Here is an 11,593-nt window from a genome sequence, read left to right as displayed (position 1 = left end):
TTGGCAGGCGTCACTTTGCACAGGCATCGGGCACCTTCGAATAATCCCAGCCCTTGGTCGGCGCCGGGTTCGAGAAATAGGCGTCGAGCCATTCCTCCGGCATCGGATCCGTCGGCGGGATCGGGAAGGTCGACACCGCATCCGTCGTCATGCAGTCCTTGTACCAGGCGCCGAGATCGGCGGTGTGGACAGGCGGGATCGGGATCAGCAGCGTGTTCAGCTTCGGCTTCTGTCCGTCGAGCATGCGCTCACCGACACGGAACAGCGTCTGCGCGGTCCAGTGCGGCAGCACCGCGTGGCCTTCGAAGCGGTACTTGTCGGGGTTGGCCTTCCAGTAGCCCAGCGCATCGCCGGTGATAGAGCCGGTGATCAATGGTGCGGGCCGGCCGGCTTCCGCGAAGGCTTCGGCGACGACGCGGCTCTCGCTGCCTGTCGTCCACACCGCATCGATCGGCGCTGGGTTGGTGGCGATCGCCTGCAGCACCACGGTCTTGGTGACGTTGGCTGTCCAGTTGCCGTTGACGTTGCGCGAGATCTTCAGCTTCGGATTTTCGGCCAGCGCCTTGTCCGCGCCCTGGCGCTCCTGCACCACGATCGGGTGTCCGGCAATGCCTTCGACCAGAAGGATGCTGGCGCCGTCCGGCTGCGCCTTGCCGATCGCCGTCATCATGTCGTAGCCCCAGCGCGCATAGTTGGAATCGACATTGATGGCGTTCGGGCTGGTCACCGAACCGGCCGCGGTGATGAACGGAATGCCGGCTTTGGCGGCAGCGTCGATCGCATCGTCGAGTGCCGTCGCCGAGCCTGGGATCGAGGTAATGATCGAGCACTTCTTGTCGATGAAGGCGCGGATCTGGTTGATCTGCTGGCTGGCGTCGTTATTGGAATCAGACACCTCGAAGCTGGACACCGTTCCGTCGGCGATCAGCCCGTCGACAAGGCGCTTCAACTCCTTGGTCACCGTGACCCGCCACGGATTGCCCTGGTAGGATTCCGAGTGGCACCATTTCCACGGCTTCGGCGGCGCTGTGAAATTGTCCCAGGCCGAGGGCAGCACCTTCTGCGGCGCGCCGTCATACTGCGCCTTGAGTTCGGTCGGCAGCCCGCCGATGACGCCTTGCACATCCTGGGCAAAGGCGGTCGTTGCAAGCGAGGCAAGCGTCGTTGCGGCCAGCAGGCCGCGGATCATTCCTGTCATCTCGTTCTCCTCCGTTCGGTTTGGTTCAGGCTCCTCCACCGGCAGCGCCGGACACCTGCGCCGGGGAAGTCTCCCGAAACAGGGGATTGAGATCGGCAACGACCTGTCGGGCTTGATGCCGGGAGGTCATGCCGGAAAGGATGCGTTCGGACGCGGCCTGCTGGAACGCCATGTAGCCGTCATGGCGCGGCCGCACCCATGCACCCTCCAGCGTCGCGCGCGTATCCCGGTAGAAATTGCCGGTCGCTTCATTGACGGCCTGGTCCTCCCAGGCCGCTGCATGGCCGGGCTGGCCGCCGGCGGCGGCATAGGCGCCACGCTGGACATCGCCGCTCGCGACCCAATAGGCAAAGTCGATCGCGGCATCCCTAGCTTTGGAAAAGGCTGATACGGCTATGCCGGTGCCGCCGAGCGCCGAACCGATCGGGCCGCCGGAACCGATGACCGGAACATCCGCAAAGGCCAGCCGGTTCGTCCGAAAGCCAGCCGTCGCATAGGAAACATAGCCATAGATCAGTGGCGCGCAGACGAACCTGGAACCGGCCTCCGCCATGCGTTCGGAGACGGCAATCGGATCCATCTCGAAACACGCGGGATCGACCAGCGCTGCAATCTCGCGCATTGTCTCGAAGACTTGGCTACCGATCTCCACATCGATCAGATCGTGGGACGGATCGGTCGTGCAGGCATGCCCGAGATTGCCGGCAAGCGTGTAGAACACCATCAACACGTGAGGCGGCCGCAGCGGCAGCAGCACGCGACCTTGCCGGGCGAGATCGAGCACCTCGCTCCAGCGCGCCGGCGGCGCCTCGAGCGCATCCGGACGCCATGCCTGGACCTGGGTTGCTGCATCGATCGGGAAAGCCCATTGCCGTCCTTGCCAGTTGTAGCTCGGATAGGACTGGCCGACGCTGCCCGAGGCAAGGGCTGTGCGCTCCGCCTCGCGGCCGGTGACATCCAGCGGCTCGAGGCAACGCTCCGCCGTGATCTGGCCGACGTGCGGATGGTCGATGACGATGAGGTCATAGGCGCGCGCCAGTTCTTCGACCGGGAAGGATTCGAAGTCCTGCAGCGAGCGCTTGTCCCATTCGATGGCAATACCGGTCTTCTGCTGCCACAGCGCCGAGCAGGCGACCATCGGATCGTAGCCACGCGGATGGCTCCAGGTCATGCCCTTGAGGATGGGCGAACTCACAGGCCGAACTCCGCGCGGATGGCGGCACTGTGCTCGCCGATGCGGGGCGCCGCCCGATCGACCTTGGCCCTGATGCCATCGACCCGTAGCGGCGAACTGGTGGTGAGGATCGACACATCGTCCTCGCGCGTCACAGTCTGCAGCATGTCGAGCGACTGGAACCCTTCGCTTGCCAGCATCTCCGGCCAGGTCAGCACTTTGGCGCACCAGATGTCGGCCGGCTCGAGGATATCAAGCCACTCGTCGATCGTCTTGGTGGCGATCCGCTGCGCGACGATCGCCTTGATGTCGTCGCGCGCGGTGAACCACGACGCAGGCTTGTCGCGATAGGGTGCGAGTTCGCTGAGCGACAGCAGATCGGCCAGCTTGGGGATCGGCGTCATGGCGATGGCGAGGTAGCCGTCTTTGGCCGGGTAGACACCGTAAGGCGCCGACAGATAGGCATGCGCGCTGCGGAAGCTGGAGCGCCTGGGCAGCCGGCGGCCGTCATTGAGATGCGTTGTCAGCACCTCGAATTGGAAATCGACAAGCGCTTCCAGGAGGCTGGTTTCGATATGGCTGCCCTGGCCGGTGATGCCGCGTCGCACGAGTGCGGCCAGAATGCCCTGCGCGCAGGCGGCACCGGCCAGCATGTCGCCGATGGCAAGACCGAACGGCACCGGCCCTTGGTCCTCGTCGCCGTTCAGCCACATCACGCCGGAACGCGCCTGCGCCAAGAGATCCTGGCCGGGCCGCTTGACCCACGGGCCGTCCTCGCCATAGCCGCTGATCGAGGCATAGACCAGCCGCGGATTGATCTTGCGGACCGCCTCATAGTCCAGGCCGAGCCGCTCGATAACGCCCGGCCGGAAATTCTGGATCAGCACGTCCGCCTTGGCCAGAAGGCCGCGCAACGCCTCGAGATCGGCCTCGTTCTTGAGGTCGATGGCAAGACTTTCCTTGGCCCGGTTGATGGCATGGAAGATGGTGGAATCGCCGCCGATCTCGGTGTCGCTGAGATAGAGGCGGCGCGACAAGTCGCCGCCATCCGGACGCTCGATCTTGATGACGCGGGCGCCGAGATCGAGCAGTCTGAGTGAGCAATAAGGCCCGGACAGAAACTGGCTCATGTCGACGACGACGAGACCGGTGAGCGGCAATTCGGCTGCTGCCGGCATCGCTATTTCTCCGTCTTGCCGACGAAGTCGGCCGGGTTGCGGTACTTCACCGTCTGCAGGTGTTCGCAGTAGAGAACGAGTTCGCCTTCGCCCTTGAACACCTCATAGCTGGCGCGGATCAGTCCCATCTCCTTGTAGCGCGGCTTCTTGTCGAGGTTGGAGCGGATCGAATAGATCGTGTCGCCAATGAAGACAGGCTTTATGAAGCGGAGCTTGTCGTAGCCATAGGAAAAGGCGTTGATGCAATTGGTGGCGACCAGTCCCAGGCCAGCCGAAAAGACGAAGGCGCCAGCGATCAGCCGCTTGCCGAAAATGCCTTCGCTCTCGGCAAACATCTGGTCCTGCACATAGGGGTGGATGTCGAGCACCAGCGTGTTGAACAAATGGCTGTCGCCTTCGGCCATTGTGCGCCGCAACGAGCGGATCTTCTGGCCGACGGGCCAGTCCTCGTAGAACCAGTTCTCGGCATTCCACACCGGCAGCGCGGCGTGATCTTCGGGCATGTTCTTGGGATGCGTCGAGGCGACGCCGACGGTAGGGGCGAAATCGTTCATGGCCGGCACCGCCAGCCGTGGACGGGGTATGTCACAGCTGTCGGAAAACGCATCAAGGCGTCGAAATGCAAGGCGTTTCCTCCCGTCAATCTTCTTTTGTAAATAGTATTTTCACATATGGGGTTGCGTTGCAAGCGTGAACAGGCGAAATTTTGGCTGCTCCCGCGCCGAAGCGCCGGCGGGCAGGGAGGAAAAATCATGCGCAAGTATTGTCTGGTCTTTGTCGGCAGCCTGAACCGTGAGGCGCCGTATTTTCAGGGCGCGCGCGGCGTCGGTATCGGCGTATACAGATTCGAGGAGACGACGCTTGAAACGCGAAAACTGGCCGAGACCAACGACGTCGACAATCCGACATTTCTGTCGGTGACGCCGGATGGCTCGCATGTCTACGCCAATTCGGAAGTGTTCACCTGGCGCGAGGGCACCGTCTCCGCCTACAGCTTCGATCGAGCTTCGGGTGCGCTCACCTATCTGAACAAGCAGCCGTCGCTTGGCAGCATCACCGCCCATAACACCATCACCCGCGACGGGACGAAGCTGCTGGTCGCCAATTACGGCATGGGCGAGGGCGGGCCGGATCGTGCCGTGGCTGTCTATGGCTTCAAAGAGAACGGCGCCTTGTCGGCGCCGCTGGCCAGCGTTTCGCATGAGGGCAGCGGCCCGAATGCGGCACGACAGGAACGCTCGCACGCCCACAGCATTACCGAAACCATTGCCGGCGGGACAGCCATCGTCGCCGATCTCGGCATCGACCGGCTGGTGTCCTACCGGATCGAGCGCGACGGCAATCTGGCCAAGCTAGCAGAATCTGCTTTGCCGCCCGGCGCCGGCCCGCGCCATCTGGCGCTGCATCCGAACGAACGTTTCGTCTTTGTCATGAACGAATTGGATTCGACCATCGTGTCGATGGCACTGGACGAAGCCACCGGCAAGCTCACGATCATCGACGCAAAGCCGGCAGTGCCGGCCGAGGCACGCGACGGCAACCACTGCGCCGACATACAGATTTCGCCGGATGGCCGTTTTGTCTACGGCTCCAACCGTGGCCATGACAGCGTCGTCATCATGGCGGTCGACCAGCAGACAGGATCGCTGAGCCTCGTCGGCTACGTCCCTTGCGGCGGTGCGACGCCACGCAACCTCGCGCTGACGCCGTCAGGCGGCCATCTGTTTTCCGCCAACCAGAATGCAGACCGCATCTCGATCTTCGCTCGCGACGCCGAGACCGGGATGCTCAGCGACACCGGGCGCGCCATCGAGATAGGCACGCCGATGTGCGTCAAGATCGTGCGCTGAACGCACACAACTCGCATCGAGCCTCGGGCAAATCCGCTCGGGGCTCAAGTCTGTTGTATTGCCGAGAGCTTCCAGTTCGAGCCATTCTCACGCACGAAGGTCCATAGCTCGGTCGTCTCTGTCGGATGATCCTCGTCGCCTGCGACGACCTTGCCGCTGGCCCGTTCGCGTGTCACGTCGCGAGACTCGTAGCGCAACGCGGCCGTGGCGTAGTCGCGCTCATCCTCGCGCCAGCTTTCCGCGATGTCGGCCTGCAGCAGAGTGATGTCCGTCACCTCGTTCCGGAGACCTTTCTGGGCATTATCGGCCAGCTCCTCGGACAGGTAAGACACCATCTCGGGGGTAACAGCCCGGCGCAGAGCGGCATGGTCTTCGCGCCCGAATGCTTCCTGGACATCGGTCAACAGCTGCTGGAATGCATCGAGGTCGGTCTGGGCCAGCGTGATCTCATCGGATCCGGTGGCCGCAGAGCCTCCGCCCGAACCGCCGCCGAAGCCGGGAATTGTGAAGGAGCTTGCAGTCTGCTGCCCTGCCGTTGCGCGGTTCTCAAATCTCGAAGCCTGGGCATTGCCGGTACCGGCGAGCGCTGGCGCAGGACCACGCGCCGATTGCGAGCGGAAGAAGCGGATAGCCAGCATGATCGCGCCACCGATGAGCAGGGCCTGAAGCAGGAAACCGAACATGCCGGCCAAGCCGCCGAAGCCTTGGCCGACGAGCAAGCCGATCAGGCCGCCGAGCAGCAGACCGCGCATCATTGTTCCACCGAAACCACTCATGAAGCCGGGCCTCTGCGGGCCAGCCTGCGGCTGCCGGGCCGCGTTGTTCACACCGGTGCTGGGCGTCATCGAACGCTCGACCGGAGCGGTCGGCGCTGGGGCGGTCCTGGTCGGCGGTGCCGATTGGAACGTACGCGTGCCACGGCTGCCGAAACTGCCGCCGCGGCGCGCCTCGGCATGGTCTATCGCGACCATCGAAAACGCCAGGAACAGTCCTACAAAGAGGGCTGCAAATCGGCTTGTACGGGAAGTCATCGGAGATGAACCTTTGTCTCTGCGGTTTCGGAAATTTTCAGCCGCGGCCGGGTGCCGGCGTTATACCGGTCAATCGAACAACTCTTCGAAAAATGATTTCTTCCGCTTCGGGTAGCGGTGGCCGTGGGAGCGGGAATAATCGTCGTCGCGGCCCTGGCCGTGTTGCGGCTGGGAGAATGCTGCCGGCTGTGGCTGCGGCGCGGGCGCCGCTTCCCTGCCGGAACGCTCAATGATCTTGTCGAGTTCTCCCCGATCAAGCCAGACGCCGCGGCACTGCGGACAATAGTCGATCTCGATGCCCTGGCGTTCGCTCATCACGAGTGCGACGCGGCAGGACGGGCAAGTCATGCCAAGGAGGGAAGTAGATGTCATACGGGGCTCCAAACCGAAAAAGATTGAGCCCGCTTGACCGAAAGAATGGAAACGGGCCCGTTAAAGCGGTCCGACATCACAATCGCCAAAAGCGACAGTCAGAGGGGCCCGGCCCGCACCGAACAGTTAGGGATGCAGAGCCGCGCCTTCAAGGCCGATATTGCCTGCAAGAATGATTTGTTCGTCATCCGCAGCTCAGACCGTCACCACGATTTCAAATCGTCACCACGATTTCAGATCGTCACTACGATCTTGCCGAACTGCTCGTTCGATTCCAGATAGCGGTGCGCCTCGACGATCTGGTCGAACGCAAAGGTCCGGTCGATGATCGGCTTTAGAGTCCCAACCTCAAGTCCTTCGAGGATGAACGCCTTGGCGGCCTCCAGTTTCGCCGGGTTGCCGGTGATCTCTTGCACGAGGTAGCCGCGCAGTGTCAGCGTCTTGCTCAGCACCGCTGGCAGCGGGAATGGCGTCGGTTCGCGGCTGAGGCCACCATATTCGATGAGAATGCCGCCCTTCGACATGGCCGCCGTCAATGGCTCGAAGATCGGGCCGCCGATCGGATCGAACACGACGCGCACGCCTTCAGGCCCTGCGATCTCGTTCAGCCGCGCCGTCAGATCCTCCTCGGCCAAGGCGACGACTTCAGCCGCACCGGCGCCGAGCAGCGCCGGCTTCTTCGCCGATGTCCGCGTCACCGCGATCGCGGTTGCACCGACCCTGTTGGCGATCTGGATCGCGGCAAGCCCGACACTGCTCGACGCCGCGGTGATGACGACGGCATCTCCACTGTGCAGGCCGGCGATGTCGATCAGCGCGCCATAGGCGGTGAGATACTGCATCCAGACGGCCGCCGCCGTGTGCCAGTCGAGCGATGGCGGATGCTTGACGACTAGCCCGGCGGGATAGGTGACAAGCTCGCCATAGGCTGGCCAGCAGATCATCGATTGCGGCGGGATGACACTGACGCTGTCGCCCGGCGCGAAATCCCCAACACCTTCGCCCACCGCCTCGACAACACCCGCCGCCTCGAGGCCAAGCCCGGAGGGCAGCGTCGGCGTCTCGATATAGGCGCCAGCACGCAGCAGCGCCTCGGCGCGATTGAGGCCGAGTGCCTTGACCCGGATTTGAACTTCGCCCGGACCCGGTGGGGGAAGCTCGACATCCTCGATGCGCAGAACCTCAGGGCCACCATGCTGGTGAAAGCGAACTACGCGTGTCATTCGGGATACTCCAAATCATCTGAACCGAATGAGCTATGCAGCTAGGCTTGCCGAGGATAAATGGCTGTAAGGGAAGAACAGTAGAAACCAGGAGTTCCGAATATGGATCGGCTTGAGAGCATGGCCGTGTTCGTCAAGGCGGTCGATCTCGGCTCGTTCGCGGCCGCGGCGGTCGCGCTCGACCTCTCGGGACCGATGGTCGGCAAGCATGTCCGGTTTATCGAGGAGCGGCTGGGCGTGCGGCTGCTCAACCGGACCACGCGACGGCAGAGCCTGACCGACTTCGGCCGCGCCTACTATGAGCGCTGCCGCGTGGTGCTGGCAGAGGCCGAGGCCGCCGATGCGCTCGCCGCCGACCAGTTCTCCGAACCGCGTGGAAAACTGCGGGTCACCATGCCGGCGCATTTCGGCCGCCACTGCGTGACCCCCGTGCTGCTAAAACTTGCCCGGCAGTATCCGATGCTGGAACTCGACCTGTCGCTCAGCGATCGTTTCGCCGATCTCGCCGAGGACGGCTACGATCTCGCCATTCGGACCGGTGCTCTCGGCGACAAGGCGGGGGTGATCGCGCGTCGCGTCGCGCGCCAGGGCATGGTCGTCTGCGCCGCACCCTCCTATCTGCAAAGGCATGGCGAACCGCGACGTATCGAGGACCTCGCCGACCATCAAGCGATTGTCTATCGCCGGCTCGGCCAAGTCGTTCAGCCGTGGCTGTTTGCGCGCGAGGGGCAACCCACGCTCGAGATCACGCCAACCGGACGGCTGCGGCTCGACGATCTCGATGCCATCGCTGACGCGGCCGCCGACGGCATGGGGCTGGCCTGGCTGCCTTGGTGGCTGGTGCGCGACTGCGTTCAGGCCGGCGCGCTGGTGGCGCTGTTGCCGGACCAGCCGCGATATCTCTACGACTGCTACGCCCTTTGGCTGCAGACGCCGCATCTGCCGCTGAAGGTGCGGCTGGTCGTCGATGCGCTGGCGGCTGCCTTGCCGAAGTCGATGGCCTAACTACAGCGTCGCAATCGCTCTCAGTTGAGATCGCGCGGATACTCCTTGACCTCGTTGCGGTCGACGATCCGCTCGTCCCCGTCATGGGCGGTGATGTGGGTCTCGATCCGCCAGACGTCGCGCAGCGCGCGCACCGTCGCCTTTACGGAAAGACGCACCTGCCAGTCGCCGCGGCCATAGGATTTTTCCCAGGTGCAGGTGCCGACCGCCGAGTTCGGGTCGTCAGGGTGAATGGAGAACCGGTCGACATGCTTCGCTGAAAGGACGATTCCCGTATGCGGATGCCGCACCGTGCCGCCGTCATTGACGACCTTGTAGACGGTCTCGCCAGTGACCTGGTCCGTCGACACCGAGCGCTGAAAACCGTCGCCCTTGGCCAGCACCTCCTGCTCCATCGGCGCGGCGCTTTCCGGAGCCAAGAAAGCCCCCAGCGTGTCGTCCAGCTTCCGCGTTGGGCGCACCGGCAGGATCAGCCGGCTGTCGCTGCAATGGATCGACAACGTCGCCTGCTCGGCGGTCGGAAAGACGATCGGCCAATGCGATGTCGCCAGTGCCAGCCGGATACGCTCGCCAACCTCGAAACGCTGCCCGCAGCAGCGCAGCTTGATGCGCACCGTTTCCGCCTGGCCCGGCACCATGGGTGCTATGTCCAGATCATCGTTGCGATGGCTCAGATTGAGGATGCCGTAGCTGACGCGCGAGGCAGCACCATCAGGGAATACCTGCGACAGCGTGGCGGAGAGAAGCGCTACCGGCTTGTCGGAGGAGAGCTTGACCTCGAATTCGGGGAAACCAAGGATCTCGACCGCTTCGGTCAACGGCGCCGTCTCGAAGATCAGGGCATTGCCTTCTTCCGTGCGCTGGTCGACAGGCAAGGTCGGCATGACGCCATAACCGCACCAGGCGCCGGACGACAGGCCGGCTGTCTGCGGCGACGAAATCTCCAGGATAGCGTCTTCGCCCCTGGCCTCGCTCAGCACATGGGGGCCAAGGTTCAGCACCTTTTCGCCGACCCCGGGTCCCGGCCATGCCGGTTCCGCGACCCAGCGGCCGGGTCGCTCGTCATAGATCGCCGCTGGCCGTGCGGGATCCTGAATCCAGGCGCGCAGCATCGGCTCGTCGGCAATGCCGGTGTCGATGCCCTTGAGATACTGATCCCACCAACGCAGGCATTCCTGCAGGAAACCGATGCGCGGCCCGGGCATGGCGAAGTGCGGATATTTGTGGCCCCAGGGTCCAATCAGCCCTTTGCGGGGACCGCTGAGCTTTTCCAGCATCCGGAAGATCGGATTGGGATAGCCGTCGGCCCAGCCGCCGACGGCATAGACCGGGATTTCGACGTCGGAATAATCCTCGCAGATCGAGCCGTGCTTGTAGAAATCGTCGCGGCGCTGGTGTTCGAACCACTCCTGCATCCAGATGCCGTTGCCGTTCAGCCGTTGCTCCCAAAGATCGCGCCAGCGATCGCCGACAATGAGCGGGTCGGGCGGGGTCATGGCGATGGCCCAGGCGGTGGTTCCCCACATCAGATTGTCGCACATCATCGCGCCGCCGAGATAGTGCACGTCGTCGTTGTAGCGGTCGTCGGTCGAGCACAGCGAGACGACGGCTTTCAGCGCCGGCGGCCGTCGGGCCGCGACCTGCAGCCCGTTGAAGCCGCCCCAGGAGATGCCGATCATGCCGACACTACCCGAGCACCAGGTTTGCCTGGCCAGCCATTCAATGACCGCCAGACAGTCATCCTGTTCCTGCTTCAGGTATTCGCCCTTGCACAGCCCCTCGCTGTCGCCCGAGCCGCGCATGTCGACCCGCACGCCGGCATAGCCGTGGCCGGCGAAATAGGGATGCGTCAGCGCATCGCGCTCCACCGTTCCGTCGCGCTTGCGGTAGGGCAGATATTCGAGGATCGCCGGCACCGGATCGGCCTCTGCATCTTCCGGCAGCCAGACACGCGCCGCCAGCTTGACGCCGTCAGGCATCGGAATCCACAGGTTCTCGATCTCGCGGACATTTCGCGGGAAATCGGTGACGACGCGGATATCTTGCATGGCGGCTCCTCTCAACGCCCCGGCCGACACTTGCGCCGGTGGCGATCCTTATGTGTTCAGCGGGAAATGGCAGGTCAGGCGGCTGTTTCCGACCGTGACCGGGACGGGGACATCGACCGCGCAACGGCCCTGTGCCTGCGGGCAGCGTGTGTGGAATTCGCAGCCTGAAGGGCGCGCCAGCAAGGACGGAACGTCCGCCGGCAGCGTGATGCGCTGGTGAACCCGATCTGGGTCCGGCTCGGGATTGGCTGACAGAAGTGCTGCCGTATAGGGATGGTGCGGGGCGCGGAAGATCGCTTCGGTTTCGCCCTGCTCGACGAAGCGTCCGAGATACATCACCGCCATGCGGTCGGCGATCTGGCGCACGACATGCAGATTGTGAGTGATGATCAGCATCGACAGGCCCATGCGGTCGCGCAGATCGTTGAGCAGGTTCAGCACCTCTCCCTGCACGGAGACATCGAGACCGGCGGTCGGCTCGTCGGCGACGACCAGCACCGGGTCCAGCGCGATC

At 63.8% G+C, this 11,593-nt stretch carries 11 protein-coding genes; 2 read left to right on the top strand and 9 right to left on the bottom strand.

The genetic code is table 11. The annotated features are described in order from the left end of the window. Positions 1-10: 10 nt before the first annotated feature. From EN943_RS14155 to EN943_RS14140, 4 genes are read right to left on the bottom strand one after another with little or no spacing between them, the layout of a single operon-like run. Positions 11-1,198, bottom strand: coding sequence for an ABC transporter substrate-binding protein (locus tag EN943_RS14155; protein ID WP_127413033.1), 1,188 nt, complete (start codon positions 1,196-1,198; stop codon positions 11-13). 25 nt (positions 1,199-1,223) lie between these two features. Further along, the gene (locus EN943_RS14150) at positions 1,224-2,393 is read right to left on the bottom strand and encodes an extracellular solute-binding protein (RefSeq protein WP_127413032.1); all 1,170 of its coding nucleotides are present in this window, start codon (positions 2,391-2,393) and stop codon (positions 1,224-1,226) included. Continuing rightward, positions 2,390-3,550, bottom strand: a complete 1,161-nt coding sequence (locus EN943_RS14145; protein ID WP_127413031.1) for a CaiB/BaiF CoA-transferase family protein — start codon at positions 3,548-3,550, stop codon at positions 2,390-2,392. Before EN943_RS14145 ends, EN943_RS14150 begins: the two co-directional genes overlap by 4 nt. Before the next feature lie 2 nt (positions 3,551-3,552). Continuing rightward, complete coding sequence (locus tag EN943_RS14140; RefSeq protein ID WP_127413030.1) at positions 3,553-4,104, bottom strand: MaoC family dehydratase; 552 nt, start codon at positions 4,102-4,104, stop codon at positions 3,553-3,555. Between the two features lie 198 nt (positions 4,105-4,302). On the opposite strand from EN943_RS14140, the gene EN943_RS14135 reads away from it, so the two are divergent. Beyond that, a complete protein-coding gene (locus EN943_RS14135) occupies positions 4,303-5,400 on the top strand; it encodes a lactonase family protein (protein WP_127413029.1) in 1,098 nt (365 codons plus the stop codon). Between the two features lie 44 nt (positions 5,401-5,444). Here EN943_RS14135 and EN943_RS14130 read toward each other — a convergent pair whose 3' ends face one another. From EN943_RS14130 to EN943_RS14120, 3 genes are all read right to left on the bottom strand, one after another. Then, complete coding sequence (locus EN943_RS14130) at positions 5,445-6,431, bottom strand: Tim44 domain-containing protein (protein WP_127413028.1); 987 nt, start codon at positions 6,429-6,431, stop codon at positions 5,445-5,447. A 69-nt stretch (positions 6,432-6,500) separates the two neighbouring features. Beyond that, positions 6,501-6,803, bottom strand: a complete 303-nt coding sequence (locus tag EN943_RS14125) for a zf-TFIIB domain-containing protein (RefSeq protein WP_127397117.1) — start codon at positions 6,801-6,803, stop codon at positions 6,501-6,503. A 233-nt stretch (positions 6,804-7,036) separates the two neighbouring features. Continuing rightward, positions 7,037-8,026 carry a zinc-dependent alcohol dehydrogenase family protein gene (locus tag EN943_RS14120; RefSeq protein WP_127413027.1) on the bottom strand — a complete coding sequence of 330 codons (990 nt, stop codon included), beginning with the start codon at positions 8,024-8,026 and terminating at the stop codon, positions 7,037-7,039. A 102-nt stretch (positions 8,027-8,128) separates the two neighbouring features. Between EN943_RS14120 and EN943_RS14115 the strand changes: the two genes are divergently transcribed. Next, positions 8,129-9,031 carry a LysR family transcriptional regulator gene (locus tag EN943_RS14115; protein WP_127413026.1) on the top strand — a complete coding sequence of 301 codons (903 nt, stop codon included), beginning with the start codon at positions 8,129-8,131 and terminating at the stop codon, positions 9,029-9,031. 20 nt (positions 9,032-9,051) lie between these two features. Here EN943_RS14115 and EN943_RS14110 read toward each other — a convergent pair whose 3' ends face one another. Both EN943_RS14110 and EN943_RS14105 read right to left on the bottom strand, forming a co-directional pair. Continuing rightward, on the bottom strand, positions 9,052-11,079 hold the full coding sequence (locus tag EN943_RS14110; protein WP_127413025.1) for a CocE/NonD family hydrolase: 2,028 nt from the start codon (positions 11,077-11,079) through the stop codon (positions 9,052-9,054). A gap of 48 nt (positions 11,080-11,127) precedes the next feature. Further along, the coding region (locus tag EN943_RS14105; protein WP_164778193.1) for an ABC transporter ATP-binding protein at positions 11,128-11,593 on the bottom strand (466 nt) is incomplete at its 5' end.

Origin of the sequence: Mesorhizobium sp. M7A.F.Ca.US.006.01.1.1 (assembly GCF_003997935.1) — a bacterium.
Lineage (GTDB): Bacteria > Pseudomonadota > Alphaproteobacteria > Rhizobiales > Rhizobiaceae > Mesorhizobium.
This window is presented reverse-complemented; position numbering and strand designations above follow the sequence as displayed.

Bases quoted from the DNA above. Each gene is read 5' to 3' on its own strand.
- EN943_RS14155 (WP_127413033.1), bottom strand. From the start codon at position 1,198: ATGACAGGAATGATCCGCGGCCTGCTGGCCGCAACGACGCTTGCCTCG.
- EN943_RS14145 (WP_127413031.1), bottom strand. From the start codon at position 3,550: ATGCCGGCAGCAGCCGAATTGCCGCTCACCGGTCTCGTCGTCGTCGAC.
- EN943_RS14140 (WP_127413030.1), bottom strand. From the start codon at position 4,104: ATGAACGATTTCGCCCCTACCGTCGGCGTCGCCTCGACGCATCCCAAG.
- EN943_RS14135 (WP_127413029.1), top strand. From the start codon at position 4,303: ATGCGCAAGTATTGTCTGGTCTTTGTCGGCAGCCTGAACCGTGAGGCG.
- EN943_RS14130 (WP_127413028.1), bottom strand. From the start codon at position 6,431: ATGACTTCCCGTACAAGCCGATTTGCAGCCCTCTTTGTAGGACTGTTC.
- EN943_RS14125 (WP_127397117.1), bottom strand. From the start codon at position 6,803: ATGACATCTACTTCCCTCCTTGGCATGACTTGCCCGTCCTGCCGCGTC.
- EN943_RS14120 (WP_127413027.1), bottom strand. From the start codon at position 8,026: ATGACACGCGTAGTTCGCTTTCACCAGCATGGTGGCCCTGAGGTTCTG.
- EN943_RS14115 (WP_127413026.1), top strand. From the start codon at position 8,129: ATGGATCGGCTTGAGAGCATGGCCGTGTTCGTCAAGGCGGTCGATCTC.
- EN943_RS14110 (WP_127413025.1), bottom strand. From the start codon at position 11,079: ATGCAAGATATCCGCGTCGTCACCGATTTCCCGCGAAATGTCCGCGAG.